Origin of the sequence: Achromobacter sp. ES-001 (genome assembly GCF_019448355.1) — a bacterium.
Classification (GTDB): Bacteria; Pseudomonadota; Gammaproteobacteria; order Burkholderiales; family Burkholderiaceae_B; genus Achromobacter; species Achromobacter spanius_B.
In genome coordinates this window covers 4,333,273-4,351,697 of record NZ_CP079940.1, presented here as the reverse complement: position 1 = coordinate 4,351,697, position 18,425 = coordinate 4,333,273, and the positions used below count along the sequence as shown (strand labels likewise).

The 18,425-nt window shown below is 64.8% G+C and carries 21 protein-coding genes; 13 read left to right on the top strand and 8 right to left on the bottom strand.

Features of this window, described 5'->3' with window-relative positions; all coding sequences use genetic code 11:
- Nucleotides 1-25: 25 nt before the first annotated feature.
- The 4 genes from KYT87_RS19550 to KYT87_RS19535 all read left to right on the top strand — a co-directional run bounded on the left by KYT87_RS19550 (nt 26) and on the right by KYT87_RS19535 (nt 4,816).
- Nucleotides 26-1,477 (top strand): hypothetical protein, encoded by a 1,452-nt coding sequence (locus tag KYT87_RS19550; RefSeq protein ID WP_219990626.1) that lies wholly within the window; start codon nt 26-28, stop codon nt 1,475-1,477.
- Nucleotides 1,477-2,142 carry a DUF2612 domain-containing protein gene (locus tag KYT87_RS19545; protein ID WP_219990625.1) on the top strand — a complete coding sequence of 222 codons (666 nt, stop codon included), beginning with the start codon at nt 1,477-1,479 and terminating at the stop codon, nt 2,140-2,142. Before KYT87_RS19550 ends, KYT87_RS19545 begins: the two co-directional genes overlap by 1 nt.
- Nucleotides 2,142-4,217: a hypothetical protein gene (locus KYT87_RS19540; RefSeq protein WP_219990624.1), complete on the top strand. Its 2,076-nt coding sequence runs from the start codon at nt 2,142-2,144 to the stop codon at nt 4,215-4,217. The genes KYT87_RS19545 and KYT87_RS19540 overlap by 1 nt, the downstream gene beginning before the upstream one ends.
- Nucleotides 4,218-4,459: 242 nt before the next feature.
- Nucleotides 4,460-4,816 carry a phage tail protein gene (locus KYT87_RS19535; RefSeq protein ID WP_219990623.1) on the top strand — a complete coding sequence of 119 codons (357 nt, stop codon included), beginning with the start codon at nt 4,460-4,462 and terminating at the stop codon, nt 4,814-4,816.
- A 3-nt stretch (nt 4,817-4,819) separates the two neighbouring features.
- On the opposite strand, the gene KYT87_RS19530 is transcribed toward KYT87_RS19535, so the two are convergent.
- Complete coding sequence (locus KYT87_RS19530; protein WP_219990622.1) at nt 4,820-5,842, bottom strand: tyrosine-type recombinase/integrase; 1,023 nt, start codon at nt 5,840-5,842, stop codon at nt 4,820-4,822.
- Nucleotides 5,843-5,970: 128 nt separating this feature from the next.
- On the opposite strand from KYT87_RS19530, the gene KYT87_RS19525 reads away from it, so the two are divergent.
- The 4 genes from KYT87_RS19525 to KYT87_RS19510 all read left to right on the top strand — a co-directional run bounded on the left by KYT87_RS19525 (nt 5,971) and on the right by KYT87_RS19510 (nt 7,854).
- Nucleotides 5,971-6,426 carry a hypothetical protein gene (locus tag KYT87_RS19525; protein WP_046805970.1) on the top strand — a complete coding sequence of 152 codons (456 nt, stop codon included), beginning with the start codon at nt 5,971-5,973 and terminating at the stop codon, nt 6,424-6,426.
- The gene (locus tag KYT87_RS19520; protein WP_219990621.1) at nt 6,416-6,910 is read left to right on the top strand and encodes a hypothetical protein; all 495 of its coding nucleotides are present in this window, start codon (nt 6,416-6,418) and stop codon (nt 6,908-6,910) included. Before KYT87_RS19525 ends, KYT87_RS19520 begins: the two co-directional genes overlap by 11 nt.
- Nucleotides 6,894-7,160, top strand: coding sequence for a hypothetical protein (locus KYT87_RS19515; protein ID WP_046805968.1), 267 nt, complete (start codon nt 6,894-6,896; stop codon nt 7,158-7,160). Before KYT87_RS19520 ends, KYT87_RS19515 begins: the two co-directional genes overlap by 17 nt.
- Before the next feature lie 223 nt (nt 7,161-7,383).
- Nucleotides 7,384-7,854: a carboxymuconolactone decarboxylase family protein gene (locus KYT87_RS19510; RefSeq protein ID WP_046805967.1), complete on the top strand. Its 471-nt coding sequence runs from the start codon at nt 7,384-7,386 to the stop codon at nt 7,852-7,854.
- Between the two features lie 18 nt (nt 7,855-7,872).
- On the opposite strand, the gene KYT87_RS19505 is transcribed toward KYT87_RS19510, so the two are convergent.
- From KYT87_RS19505 to KYT87_RS19495, 3 genes are all read right to left on the bottom strand, one after another.
- The gene (locus KYT87_RS19505; protein WP_219990620.1) at nt 7,873-9,663 is read right to left on the bottom strand and encodes a hypothetical protein; all 1,791 of its coding nucleotides are present in this window, start codon (nt 9,661-9,663) and stop codon (nt 7,873-7,875) included.
- A gap of 18 nt (nt 9,664-9,681) precedes the next feature.
- Nucleotides 9,682-10,671, bottom strand: a complete 990-nt coding sequence (locus KYT87_RS19500; protein WP_219990619.1) for a DUF4105 domain-containing protein — start codon at nt 10,669-10,671, stop codon at nt 9,682-9,684.
- Nucleotides 10,672-10,834: 163 nt separating this feature from the next.
- Complete coding sequence (locus tag KYT87_RS19495) at nt 10,835-11,002, bottom strand: hypothetical protein (RefSeq protein WP_162941244.1); 168 nt, start codon at nt 11,000-11,002, stop codon at nt 10,835-10,837.
- A gap of 554 nt (nt 11,003-11,556) precedes the next feature.
- Between KYT87_RS19495 and KYT87_RS19490 the strand changes: the two genes are divergently transcribed.
- Complete coding sequence (locus KYT87_RS19490) at nt 11,557-11,751, top strand: hypothetical protein (protein ID WP_046805965.1); 195 nt, start codon at nt 11,557-11,559, stop codon at nt 11,749-11,751.
- A gap of 126 nt (nt 11,752-11,877) precedes the next feature.
- Nucleotides 11,878-12,510: an FMN-binding negative transcriptional regulator gene (locus tag KYT87_RS19485; RefSeq protein WP_219992731.1), complete on the top strand. Its 633-nt coding sequence runs from the start codon at nt 11,878-11,880 to the stop codon at nt 12,508-12,510.
- On the opposite strand, the gene KYT87_RS19480 is transcribed toward KYT87_RS19485, so the two are convergent.
- Nucleotides 12,470-13,765: an MFS transporter gene (locus KYT87_RS19480; protein ID WP_219990618.1), complete on the bottom strand. Its 1,296-nt coding sequence runs from the start codon at nt 13,763-13,765 to the stop codon at nt 12,470-12,472. The genes KYT87_RS19485 and KYT87_RS19480 overlap by 41 nt on opposite strands.
- An 87-nt stretch (nt 13,766-13,852) precedes the next feature.
- Between KYT87_RS19480 and KYT87_RS19475 the strand changes: the two genes are divergently transcribed.
- The 3 genes from KYT87_RS19475 to KYT87_RS19465 all read left to right on the top strand — a co-directional run bounded on the left by KYT87_RS19475 (nt 13,853) and on the right by KYT87_RS19465 (nt 16,019).
- The gene (locus tag KYT87_RS19475; RefSeq protein WP_219990617.1) at nt 13,853-14,590 is read left to right on the top strand and encodes a helix-turn-helix transcriptional regulator; all 738 of its coding nucleotides are present in this window, start codon (nt 13,853-13,855) and stop codon (nt 14,588-14,590) included.
- Between the two features lie 269 nt (nt 14,591-14,859).
- Nucleotides 14,860-15,516, top strand: a complete 657-nt coding sequence (locus KYT87_RS19470) for an N-acetyltransferase (RefSeq protein WP_219990616.1) — start codon at nt 14,860-14,862, stop codon at nt 15,514-15,516.
- A gap of 230 nt (nt 15,517-15,746) precedes the next feature.
- Entirely contained in the window at nt 15,747-16,019 is a 273-nt protein-coding gene (locus KYT87_RS19465) for a hypothetical protein (protein ID WP_219990615.1), read from the top strand.
- On the opposite strand, the gene KYT87_RS19460 is transcribed toward KYT87_RS19465, so the two are convergent.
- The 3 genes from KYT87_RS19460 to KYT87_RS19450 form a co-directional block, all read right to left on the bottom strand.
- Nucleotides 16,016-16,780, bottom strand: coding sequence for a hypothetical protein (locus KYT87_RS19460; protein WP_046805961.1), 765 nt, complete (start codon nt 16,778-16,780; stop codon nt 16,016-16,018). The two genes, KYT87_RS19465 and KYT87_RS19460, sit on opposite strands and share 4 nt — an antisense overlap.
- Entirely contained in the window at nt 16,777-17,313 is a 537-nt protein-coding gene (locus KYT87_RS19455; protein ID WP_046805960.1) for a hypothetical protein, read from the bottom strand. The genes KYT87_RS19460 and KYT87_RS19455 overlap by 4 nt, the downstream gene beginning before the upstream one ends.
- 187 nt (nt 17,314-17,500) lie before the next feature.
- Nucleotides 17,501-18,352: a neutral zinc metallopeptidase gene (locus tag KYT87_RS19450; protein ID WP_046805959.1), complete on the bottom strand. Its 852-nt coding sequence runs from the start codon at nt 18,350-18,352 to the stop codon at nt 17,501-17,503.
- Between the last annotated feature and the right edge of the window lie 73 nt (nt 18,353-18,425).

The following is an 18,425-nucleotide window of genomic DNA, read 5'->3' as shown; positions in this document are numbered from 1 at the left end:
CCCCCTTATTTTTGTCGAGGTAACTATGGCCTACGGTGTCACACCGGACGGGTTCGTCCGACCACGCCTGCCCGAAATCCGCCAGGAAATCGTGGCCGACTTGCGTGCTCGCATGCAATCGGCCGGGTTCAATGGGGCGGTGGAAACCCGCCCGGACAGTATTACCGGCCTGCTGATCGACACCTTCGCGGAACGCGAAGCCACGTTGTGGGAGCAGGCTGAAGGCGTCTACTACGCGATGTATCCGGGCTCGGCGACGGGCGTCTCGCTGGACCGCGCCGTGTCGTTCACCGGCGTGTCGCGCTATCGCGACGAGCCCTCGCGTGCCTATGTGGTGCTGTATGGCACGGCGGGCACAACGGTGCCGGCCGGTGCGCAAGCGCGGCATCGCGTCAGCCAGAACTTATGGGCGCTGGACAGTGCCGTGCAAATCCTGTCGGGCGCGGCAGCGGATGTGACGCTGCAACCCGCCGTCGCTGCCCAAACCGCCTACACCGTGTCGATCGACGGCGTGGACTATGCCTACACCAGCGGCGTCACGACGAATTTGCCGCAGGTGCTGGCGGGCTTGGTGGCCGCGCTGAATGGCAGCGGGCTGGCGGTGTCCAGCGACGGCGTCTCCGTGCGGCTGCATACGGACGGGCGGCAGGCCGCGTCGTTCGCGTGGTCCCCCGCGTTGTCATTGGTTCGTCTGGGATCGCCCGGCCTGATGACAACGGTGGACGCGTCCGACGAAGGGGCCGACGTAGGCGACCTGAATGGCATCGTGACGCAGGTGGACGGGTGGGACGCCGTCAACAATCTGCAAGCGGGTGTGGCGGGACGCCTGGCGGAAAACGCCGCCCAGCTGCGGGCCCGCTACACCACCGGCCTGTTTCGTCTGGGCGCGGCAACGCTGCCCAGTATTGCGCCCAACGTGCGCGACCGCGTGGCCGGCGTGCGCGTCGTGAAAGTCTTCATGAACAGCACCGACGTGCCGGACGCACAGGGCCGCCCGCCGCACAGCGTGCACGTGGTGGCCGACGGCGGGCTGGATGACGAGGTGGCCGATGCCATCTTTCGCGTGGTGGCGGCGGGCATCGACACCCACGGCCAGCGTCAGGTGGTGGTCAAGGATGAAGAGGGCGCCAACCATCTGATCCGTTTCGACCGGCCTGAACGCGTCTACCTTTGGGTGCGTTGCGCCACGACACTGCTGCCGCCGTCCGAGCAAGCATTTCCGCCCGACGGCTTTCAGCGCATCGCCCAGAGCCTGGCGGCGGTGGGCGAGGGCTTCACCATCGGCGAGGACGTCGTCTTGCAACGGCTTTACGGCGTCATCTTTCGCACGCCTGGGCTGGCGTCCGTGGACCTGGCGCTGGCGTTCTCGACCAACCCGGCCTTCACGCCCGCGCCCTCGGACTTTCGCGCCGCCAACGTGGCGATCCAGGACTTCCAGGTGGCCGCGTTCGACCTGTCGCGCATTGAGGTGACGTGATGGATCTGCATCAGAACCACGGGCAGGTTGCCTGGGGCCATTGGCTGGGCCAGTTTCAAACCAAGCGGCGGTTGGAGGCGCTGGTCAAGGCGCTGCTCAAACCCGCGGACGGGCTGCAAGGCGCGCTGCGGGCGCTGTACGAAGACCGCTGGCTGGACACCGCGGTGGGCAGGCAGTTGGACGGCATTGGCGAGATCGTCGGCTTGCCGCGCGTGATTGATGAAGCGATCTACCTGCAATTTTTCGGGTTTGAAGGGCAGCCTAGCGTAGGCGGTTTCGGCCAGGCGCGCTTGCGCCGCGCCAATGAACGGCCCGTGGCCGGCTCTACCGCGCTGCTGGACGCGGAGTATCGCAAGCTGCTGTATTGGAAGATCGCCTTGAACAACGGGCATGGCACCACGCCGGAGATCGCCCGTTCGCTCAAGCCGATCTTCGATGTGACCCGGGTCGTGGTGCAAAACGCCGGCAACGCAAAGATCCGTATCTGGGTCAGCCGCATTCCCGGCCCCAACGACCCACTGATGGCTAACCCCTACAAGTGGGTGCCCCAAGCCGCCGGCATCGGCGTGCAACTCATCACCGGCTCGACCGACAAGCCCTTCGGCTTTCGCGAGCAAGGTTTCTTTGGCTTTGGCGTCGGCGTGCTGGCGCGAGGGATTTACTGATGGCAGACCCCACTTTTTTTGACCTTTTCAAATCGACCTGGGCGCAAAACGGCCTGACGGAAGACATCACCGACCAGCAGTACAAGACCGGTTGGTCGTTCATCGGATCCGTGCCGCCTTCGGTCGAGCAATTCAACAAGGTGCAGCAGACCACCGACGAACGGCTGGCCTGGCTGTACAAGCAGTTGGACGGCCTGGCCGAGGTCACCGGCAGACCGCTGGCGGCCACGAGTTTCGATGCGTTGAGCTACGCGCAACAGAACCTGAACGCCGCGAACCTGAAGACCGGCACGGTGCCGGTGGCGCGTCTGTCCGGCACGGCCACGTCGTTGACGGCGGGTGCGGCGACAAAGCTGGCGACGGCGCGCACCATCGCCGCCACCGGCGACGCCACGGGTGCCGGTTCGTTCGACGGGTCCGCCAACCTTTCCCTGGGTCTGACGCTCAGCCCCAGCGGCGTCACGGCCGGCAGCTACGGCAACGCGAATGCGGTGCCGACGTTCACGGTGGACGCCAAGGGCCGCGTGTCCGCCGCCGGCGAAGTCGCCATCGGCAACGCGGCCACCGCAACCAAGCTTGCCTCGGCCCGCACGTTCTCGGTCACGGGTGGCGCAACGGCGGCCGGCGTCAGCTTTGACGGGTCGGGCAACGTGGCGCTGAACGTGACGGCGCTGGACGTCTCGAAGGCATCAGCCGGCACCTTGCCCGTGGCGCGCGGCGGCACGGGTATGGCAACCGTGGCGGCAGGTTCGTACGTGACGGGCGCGGGAACCGGCGCGCTGGTGCCCCGCACCCCAGCGCAGGTGCTGGAAGACATCCAGGCGCTGCCCAAGACGGGCGGCGATATCAGCGGGCCCTTGGTGCTGGGCACGGGCGCGGCGATCGGCGCCCAGTACGGAACGAATACCGCGTCGGGACGCACCGCGCATGTCCTGCTGCCGGATGGTGGGGGTTATTCCACGCACACCGGAACCGTGGTTGGCGCGATGAAAATCACGTTGCCCGCCGCGGCGGTCGGCGCGAACACGATGCTGCGTTTGCGGGTGGACGTCTTCGAGTACCTGGACGGCGTGCCGCCGGTGTCGTTGTTGATCCATGGCTACGTGCAAACAACGAAGGCGTGGGCACGCTGCGGCGCGACGGTGCTGGCGGGCAGCGCGGCTTCCGATCTGCCTGTCCGGTTCGGTTCGGACGCGGCGGGCCTTCCATGCATCTGGATCGGCGACACAACCAAGTCCTGGTCATACGCAAGCGTGACCGTGTCGGAAGTGCAAGCCAAATACAACACCTCCGGCGCGTCGGTGGCTGGTTGGGGCGTGGGTTGGAAGGTCGAGCCGGTGACGGCGTTTGAGACCGTGTCTCAAGTTGCGGAAGGCGGCAATCTGGCTTTCGGCCGATCGGATATCCCGCGAGTGAACGGCTTGCAGGCCGCGCTGGACACCCGCATCCCGGCGGTGTCGCTGGCGAACTTGCCAACGACCAACATCGGCCCGGTTCTGGTCGCCGAAGTCGCCGAAGTGTGGATTTGGGTCTCGACCAGTTTCTATACCGGTTACCGCTCCCCGCTTTGCGGCCGACCGCTGGACGGCCACACCGTGGCCCCGTTGCCGAACGAGGTGGACGCGGTGGGCGGCATCCTCCAGAAGTCCGCTTACGCCGCGTTGTGGGGGTACGCGCAGGAAAACGGCCTGGTTCTCACCCAGGCCACTTGGGAAGCGCGCAGGGGCGGCCACTACTTCGTCAACATCGACGCCACCACGTTCCGCGTCCCGGATTTGCGCGACATGTTCCGCCGGTTTACCGGAACTGACGCTGACACTGCAAATGCAAGGGCAATGGCCAGCCGCCAAGTTGACTCCAACAAATCGCACGCCCACGCGACATTGGTGCAGCGATCCGGCGGCGTGTCGGGATCACAAATGCCAGTCCTCAACGACGGAAATAACGTACTGGCCTTCAACGCCAACGGCTCCGACTCTCGCTACGTCATCACATCGGGAGACCAAACTTCAGCTGCTGGCGGCGTCGAATCCCGGCCGATAAACACCGCTTACCACCCGCGCATCCATGGCTAAATTACGCGTGAATTCGGGGGTGGTAGGCGGTGTTCACGGGGCGGGTTTCTGCCCCACCCGCGGTGGTTGTCAAACCCCACCCGCCCGTCGCCGCCGAACTCGCAACGTCAACCAGGCCGCCCGCACCAACAGCAATGGACCGTGCGGAGAGCTGATGACTGTGCGCTGCAAACGCCTGTGCTTGGAACGAACCGATGCCTCTTGCATTTGCAGTGCAAATTTCATTTCTAAGGAAAACCGATATGCAAAAGGAAGTCTTTCAGACTGACGATGATGGCCTGTACCTGTACAAGTCTGTTGCCAACGAGCTGGCGCTTACGCCCGGTGTGTTCAATATCGCCTATGGCGCATATGTGGACGCGCCACCGGAACCGCCTGCCGGGAAGCGGCCTCGACGCGTAGGGAACGCGTGGGTCATGGTCGAGGATCATCGCACCACGCCGTTATGGGTGGTGGAGACGGGCACCTCGTATTCAATCGGTGCCGAGTATGAAGGCGCCGGCGGCAAGGTGAGCTACCCGGGATGGGGAAAGCTGCCGGCTTGGCTGACGTCGGTCGCTCCCCCGAAACCGGCCGAGCAGGCGTCTGAAAGCGCGTAGCCTTTACGCGGCCAGCGGCATGGCCTGCGAATCGATATCGCGTTCCAGGCGCATCTCTTCCAGTTGGCGGCGCCCCAATGGGCTGCGCGTCAGCTTTTGGGCCAGCTCGCGGCCGTGTGGGTGGTAGTAGCGCAGCAGCATCCGCGTGTCCACGTTGCCGTTGACCTTGGCCAGTTCATGGATCTGGAACACCGTGGCAAGCTGCGATGTCCCCTCGTGCCGCAGGTCATGAAACCGCAGGTCGCGGAAATAGGCGCTGTTCGGCCTGCGTCCATGTTGGCGGCACAGATCTTCATAGCGCAAGCGAGCGCGCCTGCGAGCCCGAATGAAGGCGCGCGTGACGGAAGCGGGCTGCATACTGAAAATCCGGCCCCGCAAAGGTTTGCCCGTGACCCACCGCCGCAACGCTTCACGCGCGCGCGGTGTCAGCGGAACGTTACGCGCGCGCCCGTTTTTTGTATGCGGCAGGTGTACCACCCCATGCATAAGATCCAGGTGTTCGCGCAGGATGCCGACGACCTCGGACCGACGCATGCCAGTCTCTTTGGCCACGATGAGGATGGTGGGTAGCTCTATCGACCGCGAGGCGCGGATGATCCATTCCAGTTCCTTGGCGGGACAGTCGTCGTTCGAGACCCCGCGCAAGGTGATGCGCTCGAACAGGCGGCGGTCGCGCGCGTCGTCAACCGCCGGCCGTCGCACCAACTGGACCGGATTGGCCAACTGATCGAAACCCCAATCTTTTCGGATCACGGTGTAGACGTGCGACAGAAACGCCAAGCGCCGGACGACGGTGGCGGGCGCCCTGTCCTTGAGCCATTCGTCTCGCAACTCGGTCAAATCCGAGCTGCGGATCCGGTCGACCGGCCGGATCGCCAAGCGCGTGCCGCGCCAGATACGGGCGATGGATTGCTCTGCGGCCTGCCCCTTCTTGGTAATCGAGACCTCGGCCAGATAACGCGTAAGCGCGTCGGCCAGGGCGGGGGTGGGCTTGCGGCGGGGTTGACGGCGGGACCAGGGTTTCATGGGCAAAAGGCCCGATTTGAACTCACATCCGATCTTTGCGCTTTGTCCTTTACTACGCCCGCTCGCGGGCATTTTTTCCGTCCCTACAGGAGGCCATCCTGCACACGCTTTTCAGGAGCACCCCCATCATGGAACCCGGTTCTACCAGCTTAGGCGGGCTTGCCGCCTTAAAGGTCGCGATGGCGTATGGCATTCCCGCCGCCATCGCAGCCATGCTCGGCTTACTGCTTATGCCGCCGCGCACGGTCAGGGAATTCACCGTGCGGACGGTATCCACCGTGGCCTGCTCCTTTCTTTTCGGGCCTGCGCTGGCTGCGGCTGTCATTGCGTGGAAGCCCGCCTTGATGGAGGCCATGACCTGGCTTGCCCATCATGGCGCGGGCACCGACGACGCCTTGCTTGCAAAGTTCTACGTGCTGGGTCCCAGCATGCTGCTTGCGGGCCTGCCGGCGTGGTGGGTGTTGGGCGCCTATATGCGGTGGCTGGCCAGCATGCGCAAGAAGGGCGTGCTGGACTGGCTGGCCGAGGCGCGCGCCAAGATTTTGGGGATGCCGCGCCAAGGGGGCAAAGATCGTGGATCTTGATGCTGTGTTGCAAAAGACTGTGTTGCCCGCCTTGACGCTGCTTCCGCCCGCGATGGACACGCCGCAGGCCCGCGTTCTCTTGCTGGCCATCGGCTTGCAGGAAAGCCGCTTTCTGCATCGTCGCCAAGTCGGTGGACCGGCCCGTGGCTTCTGGCAGTTCGAGCTAGGCGGTGGCGTGCGAGGCGTGTTGACGCATGCTGTCACTTACGGACCTGCCCGCCGGCTCTGCGCCGAACGCGACGTGGCGGCCACCGCGGGCGCCGTCTACACCGCCCTGGAAGCCGACGACGTGCTTGCCGCCGGCTTTGCGCGTCTGCTCTTGTGGACCGACCCGCATCGTTTGCCTGACGTGGGCGACGCCGACAGCGCCTGGGCCTTGTACCTGCGCACCTGGCGCCCCGGCAAACCGCATCCGCACACCTGGCCCGCGCTGTATGCCCAAGCCATGGGCGCTATCGGGGGACGGCATGTTCGCGTGGCTTGAACGGTTCAAGACCTTGGCGGTGGCCGCGTTGGCCGCAAGCGCCGTGGTGCTGCTGGCCTATCTGCGAGGGCGCAGCGTGGGCGCGCGCGCTGAACGCCAGGGGCGGGACACGCAAATCAATCGGCAGGCCGACCAGGCTCGGCAGGAGGTAAGGGATGTGCAACATCAAACGGCTGGGATGGACGATGCTGCCATTGCTGATGAGCTTAAGCGTGACTGGGTGCGTGGCGCCCGCCCGGGTGGGCGTTGAATATTGCGAGCACGCGCGGCCCGTCTACTTTGATACGGCGGCGCAGGTGGATGCCACGCCGGCTTCCGTCCGGCGGCAGATCCGGGATGGCAATGCCGTCTGGCGCCAGCTGTGTGGCGGGGCGCCATCATGACCTAGTCCATATTGCGCGTCATGGCTCTGTCCGGCTGGGCCAAGTGGGCGCACGATAGCGGTTCTGAAATGTCTTTACCAGGATGCCATCATGAATGCTCGCCTTGACTATGCCAAAGCTTCGCCCGACGGGTACAAGGCTTTTGGCGCGGTATATGTTTATCTTCAGCACTGCGGCCTGCCGAAAACCTTGATTGATCTGGTGTTTTTGCGGGTGTCGCAGATCAACGGATGCGCCTATTGCATCGACATGCATTCGCGCGACCTGATCAAGCAGGGCGTGACCGTGGACAAGCTGGTGCTAGTGCCGGTGTGGCATGAAGCGGGCGCGGTGTTTACGCGACAGGAACGCGCGGCGTTTGCGTGGGCGGAAAGCGTGACGCGCGTGGCTGATACCGGTGTGCCAGATGAGGCCTATGCCGCGGCCGCCGCCGAGTTCAGCGACAAGGAATTGGCGGACTTGACCTATGCCATCGGGCTGATGAATGCCTTCAACCGTCTGGGCGTCTCGTTCAGGGCCACGCCGGCTGCCACGAAGGCGGCTGAGCGGGCGGCGGAATGAAGGGGGCGCGATCTGCCGTCAGTCCAGATTGATGACGGAAGCCGTGCCCAGCGCATAGCCGTTCGCATCTGCGTCCGCGCCGCTATCGAACCCGGCTTGATCGGAAGCTTGGCGTTTGGCTTGGGCCGCATCAGCCGGCGCGCCACCTAATTGGCCCGCTTCCAACACTTTTATCGTGCCATCCACCGTGCCGACAACCAGCGATTGCGCGTCGGCGTCCATGGCGAAGATCAGCGTTGGCAAACCATCGACCCGCACGCGGGCATAGCGCCGCAGCACGCCGGTTTGCGCGTCGATCAATTGCAGCGAGCCGTCAAGAAAGGCGGCCGCGATCAGGTTTAAGGCGGGCATGTGCACGATGGCGCTGGGCGATGCGGGGATGGGGCGCCGCCATAGTTCGCGATCCCGGTCCAAGGGCTTGCGGTAGATAAAGCCGGCGTAGGGCGCGCGCACGTTGGGCGAATAGTGCTTGCCGCCGATGACAAGGCCGGGGCCCAGTGCATCGTCGACGTAGGCGCCGCACAGTTCCATGGCGTGGCTGGCGGCATCGTTGCTGGCTTTTAAAACCGGCCATAGCCGGCGCACGGCGCCATCGGGTTGCACCACGCACAGGGTTTTGCGTTCGTGCGAGCTGGCGGGCGTGCCTTGCAGCAGGAACAGATAGGGCGCGTGGCGGATGCGCAGGTAGTGGTTGAAGCAGTCGTAGTGGCCAAGGTCTGGGCGATGCTCGACGCCGGTCGCCAGCTCCAGCAGCACATCGCGCGCCTGCCCGGGGTGCGCCGTGACGCGGTTTTGGCGGCCCAGGATCCGGCCTTGTTGCGTGGCGGAAAACGTGAATTCGCCGTCATAGGCGCGCGTCAGTGGCAGGCCGGCATTGGTGTTGGCGTTGGCGATGGTGCCGGTGCTGGCGGTGGCGTTGGCGTCAGCACCGGCGCCGGTGTACGTGTACAGCCGCGCGTCCTGTCTTCCCACGATTTGGCCAGCCGGGCCGCTCTCGACCACGTGCACCAATACCTGCTTGCCGGATGTGATGATCTCGACGCCGTGGCCCGCGCCGGTGTGGGTGGCCAGGCGGTCGCCGTTGCGGTGGTAGACCTCTAGCTGGCAGCCCTGGTGCACGGCGGCGTAGCGGTCGTGATCCAGCCAGGCCACATCCAGGATGGCACCCCGGTGTGTCCACCTGGCTACGCCGAACCATGCTTGCAAGCGCGCTTCCAGCTCCTGGATATCTGGGGCGCGCAAGGCTTGTGCGCGCAGCTCGGCGGGGACGCTGGAGGCTGCATCCATGTGTAGGTTCAGCGCTTGCGAACCGGAGCAAGGCGCTGGCGCTTGCACGCGGAACAAGGCGTCGAAGGCATCGCAGGTGTCATCGCCGTCGTCCCACGGCCGCACCCATGCTTCGATCTGGTCGCCCGCCGCGTTGTAATGGCATCGCACCACTTCGGGAACCTGGTTGTACAGCTGAACGCCGTGCGTTTCGCGCCAGTCCCAGACGATGAGTTCGCCTTCAAACAAATAGCCGCCGTCGTAGCTGCCGCCGCCAATGGCCACGGTTGTGCCGGCAGGGTGGAACGCCACTTCGTTGACGGGATAGTGCAGGTCATCAAAGGCGGCGAAGGGAACGAGCGAATCGCGGCGGTACAACGCTACCCGATAGCGCAAGGTGCGCCCGCCATAGGCGGCGCGCGCGCGAGGGTGGGCCAGCAGGGCAAACGTGGACGCCACGGCCGCCACATCGCCCGCCGCGTTGAAAAACACACCGTTGATCTTGCCGCTGCCGCGTAGCGCCGGGGCCGTTGATGTTGTCATGGTGCGCGTGTGCAAAAGCTACGAAGGATCGATGCTCGGCACGCCTTGCCGGATCGCTTGAGAGAACCCGGGGGCATCCCCGTGGGCGCGAGCCCGATCGGTGTAGCGACCCCGTTCGCGGTATTGCGCGGCGCTGTCCGCGCCTTGCAGCACGTTCAGGTCAAAGAAGTATTCAGGCAGATATCCCGATGCCAGCTGGCGATAGTCCAGCGGCAGTCCGGGCACGATGCGCCGCGCCATCTGGAACACGATGGTGGTGCAGTTGCCCGTCACGGTGTGATAGAAGCGGGGCGTGTCGCGCAGCCGGTTCGCGCTGTCCACATACGCCAGGAATAACGAACGCGCATTGTCCAGCGGCATGTGGATGCGGTACAGGTAGCTGTCTTCGCCCCGCACGTTGGTGCGCACGCGCAAGCTGTCTTCTTCGGTCGAGGCGATCAGGCTTAATTCGTATTGCTTGAAAAAGCCGCCGATCTCGGAAAATTGATCGCCTTCCTTGCGGCGGATTTCCACCGAGAACACCACGTAGCGATCCTGCCCGAATCCGAACGACACCAAGGCGTGGGCGATGGCGGGGCGGCCCCAGTACGACAGCGCAACGTCCACCGACTCAAGCTCGTCAAGCGCGTAGCGGCGGGTTTCCCATCTGGGGGTGAAGTCGGTGCGGCTGCGCCAGTCGAAGTTGCGCACGTTTTGCAGCGTGACGACGTTGCCATCCACCTGCCCCAGGGTTTGCCGTGAGACTTCTGGCATCCACGGCCGGTCGTTCGACGCGCGCAGGCGTGCCCACCATAGCCCCAGCGCCAGCGTGGCCAGCGCAAAGCCATAGCCCGCGGGGCGCCACGTGGGCCAGGCCAACGCGGCCAGGGCCGCGAACGCCAACACCAGCCAGGCCAGCGTCAGCAAGCCCCTTGCCGCGCGGGGCAATGGCGCGCGTATCCACAGCGCCAAGCCGCCCCAGGCGGCGACCAGCGTGATGGTGATGCCAAGCAAAATGAAAGCGGTCATAGGATCTCTAGGCGGTCGAGGCCGCCAGAGTATGGCCGGGCTTGATTTAAGCCGTCAATTGCGCCGGGGAGGTCGGCGCGGGCCCGTCATGGCAACGGGCGGCGGCGGGGCCGATCCGGGACGGGCAACGCTGCAACAGCGGCGCGCGTCCTGGTCGGCAACATCATGAACGCGCCCGGCTTGCGGCCGGCGGTTCTTTTTTGGCGCGCGGTTTAGGCGCGGGTTTCTTGACTTCGGCAGGAGCATCGAACTCCTGTTTGTTGCGCTCACCGCGTGGGGTGTTTTCCGGATGAGGCTTGGGAAAGGCCCAGGGCTTCGTTTTCTGATCCATTGCATGTACTCCTTGCACAGGCGGAACAGTAGCATTAGCCGTGGCTGTGAGTAAGTGAGGGTTGACGTCAATATTCATCACATCGTGATTTTTAAGTAAAAATTTTGGGTTTGGACCGCGTTGGCGTCGGCGATGTTCCCCGTTTGCGACAAGTTGTCGGCAACGAGACCAGACGCCTCTGCATGCGGCGTGCCCAAGGCTGATCGCGCAATGCCGGCCAACGCATCCTGTTTGGAAACGCTACGCGTTCCGGTTCAAAGCGTCGTTCCGTTGAGCTGATGCAACGGGCGCGGCGCGTGCGAAGTTGAATCGGTCGTTGTCGGGCTTGTCGCCACGGGCTCGCATCGCGCAAGACGAAGATGCGTTTATGCGCTCCATCCGGGCTGCGGGATTTTACGCAACTTGCGCGGCCCCGCGATCTGATGGCTGGCCGCCACAGATTCGACGGGTTAACCCTGTCAGGGGTTGGTGCTCATCCTTTTTTAATCGCGAAAGTGCGCGGCCCCCCGCGTGTGCGGCGCTACGATGGAAAGCGTGCACATAGGGAGACAACTATGGACACCGCCAAGGATTGGTACGCCGCTGTCCGGGAATGGCAACGCGCCCGCGACGAACTCACCGCAGCCATCGCCGCCATCAAGTGGCCCAGCCCCACGCCCGGGTGCCTGGAAAGCTACGACCGCGCTTACGCGCGCGAAACGCAGGCGCGGGAACGCATGAACCAAGCTTATGAGCGTGTCCGACGATAAGGCTGTCCGCGTGCACCCTGCCGGGGGAGCGCCGAAGTGGCTCTATAAAACAGTGAAGCGATGGACCTGTGCATGGGGCCACGATGGCGTTATGTTGTGTTTTTCCCTGACTACGCCTGGCCCACCATGTACCTGCCATCCGCTTTTCGCGAAGACGACCTTGCCGTCCAGCACGACTTTATCCGCGCCCACCCGTTGGGCGTCGTCATGACCAGCGGCGAGGGGGGCTTGATGGCCAACCACATCCCCTGTCTGCTCTATCCCGAAGGGGACCATGGCGTGCTGCGCCTGCACGTGGCGCGTGCCAACCCGCAGCTTGCGCACCTGGCGGCGGGGCAGGAATGCTTGATTGCGTTTCATGGCGCGCAGGCCTACATCACGCCGTCCTGGTACGCCACCAAGGCGCAGACGCACAAGGTGGTGCCCACGTGGAATTTCGTGGCGGTGCATGTGTGGGGCACGCCGGTTATCCAGGATGATCCCGCCTGGTTGCGCGCGCAGCTGGACGCGCTGACCGCCAGCCAGGAAAAGGCGCGCGCCCAGCCCTGGAGCGTGGACCAGGCGCCGGCGGATTTCATTGCGGCGCAGATGCGCGCCATCATCGGGATCGAGATCCCAATATCGCGCATCGAGGGCAAATGGAAAGTCAGCCAGAACCGGACGCCCGCCGACCGCGAAGGCGTGGCGGAAGGGCTGGTGAACGAGGCCGGCGACACCGTCATGGCTGCGCTGGTGGCGCGCCGGGGGCCACCGGCCTGATCGTGGCGGGCGGCGCGATTCGCGCCGCCGCATGGCCGCTTCCGGCCGCAAAGCACGCGATGGCCGCCGCCTGCAACAGGGCCGCCGCCGCCAGGAAGCCGACCATGGCGTGTCCGCTTGCGTCGAGCACGGCGCGCAGCAAGCCGAACAGCGCGGGTGCGAAGGCATAGGCGCCTTGCGACAGCGCGACGATCAGCGGCACCACGCGCTGGCTGTCTTCGCGGGCGAATTCCGTTTGCGCGATCAGCGGCGGCAACGACGTGGCATTGCCGATGCCCGACCCGAACAGAATGACGCCCAGCCACACCGCCCACATATGGTCGGCCGCCAGCATCAGCGTCAGCGATCCGCAGATTTGCACGGCATAGGCCGCGCAGGCCACCTTGCGTCGGTCGGTGCCGGCCGGCATCAGCGCGCCAACCAGCATGCGCCCGGCGATGGCGGCCACCGTGGCCAGCCCCATCGCCGCACCGGCCGTCTGCGCGCCCAGCAAGGGCGCCAGCAACGACAGCAGGTGCGCGATCAGCCCTATCTGGGCGAACAGGCCCAACGCCATACCCCCGGCAAGCGTCAGAAAAGCGCGGTCGTGCCACAGGCGCGATACGCGCGGTAACGCGGTGGACGCCGCCGGCGCGGGTGCATCCGCGCTATCGCCGTCCGGCAGTTGGCCCAGCTGCTGTGGGGTTACCGCGAACACCTTGTGCGACAAGCCCCCGATGACCGCGACCATGGCCACGCCCACCCACAACGCGGCTTGCGCAAAACCGGCTTGCGCGATCAAAAACACCCACAGCGGTGAAAACACAATGCCGCCCACGCTGGCGCCGTTATAGGCCATGCCCAGCGCGGACGGGCGCCGCCGCACGAACCACGGCGCGATCAGCGCATTGACCGCGGCCGCGCCCAGCGCCACCCAGCCCATGCCGCTAAGCACCGCCGCCCCATACAACTGCCATGGCGATACGGCCAGCGACCACCCGGTCACCCCCAAGGCCAGCAGCACCGCGCCGCCGAACGTGGCCCGCGCCACGCCGACGCGGCGGTACAGGCGTGGCAGGTTGGCGACCACGATCGTGCCGCTAAGAAAGTGCAGCGTGACGGCGCCGGACACCAGCGCCACGCTCCAGCCGGTGCGTTGCACCACGGCGTGCAGGAACACGGGCGGCCCGTAAAAGCCAACGCCCCACCCGAAGACGGCCAGCACAAAGGTGGCGGCAAGCACTTTCCAACCGAAGAACGAAGAAGACTTGGGCATGGCTTTTCTGATTTGTCAGGATGTCATGTTGCGATAGGGCGCAGTATGCTTACGCCTTGCACACAACACTTTGGTCCACAGCGAATCATGGAATCCAAGTTCGCCGACATCAATCTTTCCGCGGTGGCCGGCGCCATTGCCGACCCCGCCCGCGCCCGCATGCTGTGCCTGTTGCTGGATGGGCGCGCGCGTACCGCCACCGAACTGGCCGCCGCCGCGGATATCGGCGCATCCACCGCCAGCAGCCATTTCCAGCGCCTGCGTGAACAGGGCCTGGTCGACATGGCCGTGCAGGGCAAGCATCGCTACTATCGGCTGGCCAACGGAGAAGTGGGGCACGCGCTTGAGGCCCTGCTGGTGGTGGCCGGCGCCGACCGCGTGCCGTTCAAGCCCAACACGCCGACCGCGCTGCGTGACGCGCGCACCTGCTACGACCACATGGCGGGCACGCTTGCCGTGCGCGTCCATGACGCCATGGTGGCCCGCCAATGGCTGGCCCAGGACGGCCGCGATTACATGCTGACGCCGCTGGGCGAAGCGTCGATGGCGCAGATTGGCGTTGACGTTGCCCAGGCACGCCAGCGCCGCCGGCGTTTCGCCTGCGCTTGCCTGGACTGGAGCGAGCGTCGATCGCACCTGGGCGGCGCGCTGGGCGCGGCGCTGCTGGACGCCCTGATGCAGCGCGGCTGGATCACCAAGGATCTGGACTCGCGCGCGCTGTCTGTCACGCGCAAGGGCGCGCGGCAATTTCCGGCGTTCTTCGGCATGCCGGACGCGTATGCGGACGACGGCCTGATGCAGGGGGACGCGCATGCGGCGGCTTGATCGGAAGGCAATGGCGCGGTCAGCGGCGATGTCTTTGACATCTTCATTCCCGCGCCGTCCATCGCTTGCATCGCGCACGTCCCCCTCGATTCGCACCGCTCGAAGGTGGTGCTTTGAACACAGCCATTCCCGCCGCGAATGCGGCTTTTTTTTCGTCGGCCGTGGACGGGGCTCGGTGTGTGAAGCACCCCGTCTTCAAGCCGTGTTGAACATCATTCCCCCGACCTTTTTTTCCCATTAGTCTTATCAACGTTTTTCAGGAGGTGGCCTTGCCTACCCTGGCGCTGCGCGCAATCTGCTTTCCCGCCCGCTTGATCTCAGAGCTACGCATCGACGTCAATCACGCTCCCCAGGAAGTCCAGAACGAACTGGACGCCATTCATCAACGGATGCAGCGGCCGTCGGACCGCCTGTACGCGTTGCCGGAGGTGCATACCGACATTCCCGGCCTGGTGCTGCGTTATCGCGAAGCGGATGGCGAGTACTACGTGTACGTGGTGGATACGCGGCGCGACCGCGTGGCCGGCTATACCGTCTTCAACCGGCTGATCGAAGTGGGCAAGCGGGCCGACCCCTACGTGCGCGCGCCGCATTCAAAGTACGCGCCGGCGTATCAGGGAATGGGTCTGGCCACCGCCGTGTACCGCTGGGCGCTGGATGCCGGCCTGTGCATCATCAGCGGCGCCCGCCAGTCGGTGGGGGCGCATCGCCTGTGGATGGGGCTGGCGCGGGACTACGAGCTGGGGTTTGTAGACCTGCGCAAAAAGCAGCTTAGCTATCTGGGCAAGGCCGTTTCGCAGCGCGTGCAGGAAGACTTGCACACCCGCATGATCCTGCTGGGACGCGGCTGCGCGCTGCCGGAATACATGCGGCTGACGGGCATGATTTCGGCCAAAGAGGCGATTTCGCAACACGACCTAGGGTAATCCCCGTAATGGCTTTGCCGGGGGGCGGGACGCAAAAGCGCCGCCCTTTCAAAACCCGCGCCCCGCTTGCCGTTGCGCCGATCCCGTCGATTCTTCGACCGCTGCCGCAGAAACGGGGACGCAATTATTGCTCTGCAACAATGTTTCTATTGGCTGCCGAGGTTACAAAACATATCCGGACTGTCATCAATGCCGGGGTATGCTGATTCGCAGAACGAGGGCATCCGAAAGTGCATCAGAACAATTTGATCTACAAGGGATACCGGCTCACGGCCAAGGTGTCCCGGGGCGAGGACGCTGCCATTCCAGCGTTGCAAAGCGGCCCCGTATTCATTGCATCGGTCATGGTGGTTCAGGCCGGCGCCGTGCTTGAAGGTGGCGACGAATACCCGGTTCCGCGCTTTGCGGACGGCGGATTCGTCTATAGCCCCCGCGAAGCCGTGCACGCGGCCATTACGCATGGCCGCGAAATCGTCGACGGCCTGACGAACATGCCGTCCTAGCCGGAAAAGACTTCCCGCCAATCGCGCGTCTTGGCCAGCGTCTGCACCGTTGCGGACTGCTCCAGGATGGTCACGGCCTTCTTGAACTCTTCGGCCGTGGCGCCGTCTTCCAGGATGACCATGCGCGAATTGCGCGCGTCAGCCATCTTTACGTCCGACATCTTTCCGTGGGTTTGATAGACCTGCGTCCAGTCCATTTTCTTGCCGGCCTTCAGTGCAATCGGCTCGATGTAGGTCAGCGCCGTGCTGCCGGCCGCACGCACGGCGAAAGCGAAGTCGGCGGTGTGGCCGCTGCTGCCCTTGGCGCGCGCGCCCTTGACCATGCGATTCACGCCCACGCCCTCGGCCAGCGCGCGGCCCACCTGGGCACGAAAGCGCAACTGGCTGAAGCGGGGCATCCACTTGGCGCATTGGAACGACAGCGCCATCGCCAGCTTCACCGCGTCCCACAACGCTTCCTGCAATTGCTCGTTCGGGCCGGTCGCCACAATGGCGCCGTCGCGGTCGAAATGCGCCAGGCTGACGCCGGGCGTTTCATTCAGCATGTCGATGCGCTTGGGGCCGATTTCGATGCCGTAGCTGGACGCGTGCATCGAGGTCTCACAGGCGTCGGTCAGGTAGAACGTGGCGTCGTCCGGGTGCGCGATGAAGAAGGCGGCGTGCTGGCCATCCAGCCCCAACGTCATGGGGGCAACGGCGCGTATGGCGTGTTCACCGGCCGGCAGGACGGTCCAGCCGGAGGCTTCCAGAAAATTGCTCATAGGATCAGTTCGATTTGGCGGCCTTTAAGGGGATGCGCAAAACCGCCGACTAGCGTGAGGTTCGCCCGCGGCAGGAAATACTGCATCAGCGCGCCGATGGTGTGCAGGGCAGGCACGATGGGCTCGGCATAGCCTTCGCCTTCGTCCACCCAGATATGTTCGTGGCTGCGGTCCGCAAGCGGCTTGCGAAAATGCGGGCGGCCTTCGCCGACCAGGCTAGTATGGAACGAGTCATCGGTATCGACGCCGAACACGCGATGCGGGCCGACGAACAGGCTGGCGCAAAACGCTTCAGTGAGGAAGATCGTGGCTTGGCCGTGCACGACGGTACGCGCGCCGCGATAGGTCACGCGAAAGATCACGTCATCGCGCGCGTCGCCCTTGACCTTGCATGGGCTTGCGAACTCCATCCACTGGATGTTGTTGGCCGCGGGCTTGGGGATCCAGGAGATCGGTTTTACGGTTTCCTTGGGTTCGGCAAGAATCTCTTGCACCTCATCAACGGTAATTAACGGTTCGAACTTGTTGGCCATAAAACGAATCTAGGGTCTTTGAATTGCGCTACCAATGCGCTCTGCCGCTTGCGTCGCGGCGCAGGCAATGCGTGCGTGCAAACAGGGCGAGGGGGCGTAATCTTACAAGATGGAGTCAGTGCAAACCCGCAAGCTGTATGGATATACAGCTTGCGTGCCGGGCGCGATGCCCGGTTTCAGCGCCTGGCTACAGCGCGCTGGCCCCGAAGGTGTCGCACTGCTTGATGCTGCCGCTTTCCAGGCCGCGCTTGAACCAGCGCACACGCTGGGCCGACGAGCCATGGGTGAAGGAGTCGGGCACGGCATAGCCTTGCGCCTGCTTTTGCAAGCGGTCGTCGCCGATGGCGGTGGCCGCGCCCAGCGCCTCTTCGACGTCGCCGCCTTCCAGGATGTTGCGTGCCGCGTTGGCCCGCTGCGCCCACAAGCCGGCAAAGCAGTCGGCTTGCAACTCCATGCGCACCGACAAGGCGTTGGCCTGCGAGGGGTTGCGCCGGCGCAGCTGGTCGACCTGATCCGAAATGCCCAGCAGGTGCTGCACGTGGTGGCCGACTTCGTGCGCGATCACATAGGCTTGCGCGAAATCGCCTGGGGCCTTGAAGCGGTTTTGCAGTTCATCGAAGAACGCCAGGTCGATATACACCTTGCTGTCGCCGGGGCAGTAGAAGGGGCCCATCGCCGATTGGCCCGTGCCGCACGCCGTGGGCGTTGCGCCGCGAAACAGCACCAGCTTGGGCGCGACGTATTGGCGGTTCAAATCCTTTTGGAAGACGGCGGCCCAGGTGTCTTCGGTTTCGCCAAGCACCTTGGCCACGAAGCGCGCTTGCGGGTCGTTGACGGGAGGCTTGGTCGCGGGGGCTTCTTGCGTGGTGGCCGGGCCTTCGGCCATTTGCAGGACGACGCTGGGGTCGACGCCAAAATACATGGCCACCAAGGCAAGTACTATCGTACCGATGCCGATGGTTCCACGACCGCCGATACGGGGACCGCTGGCACGTCGGTCTTCCACATTGTCGCTTTCGCGCGAGTCATCGAGGCGCATACTGTTTCTCCGGGCGGGTCGGCGTTCCCGCCATTTTGCATCGCCGCGCTTTACTGGGCGGCATTCAAGAGTG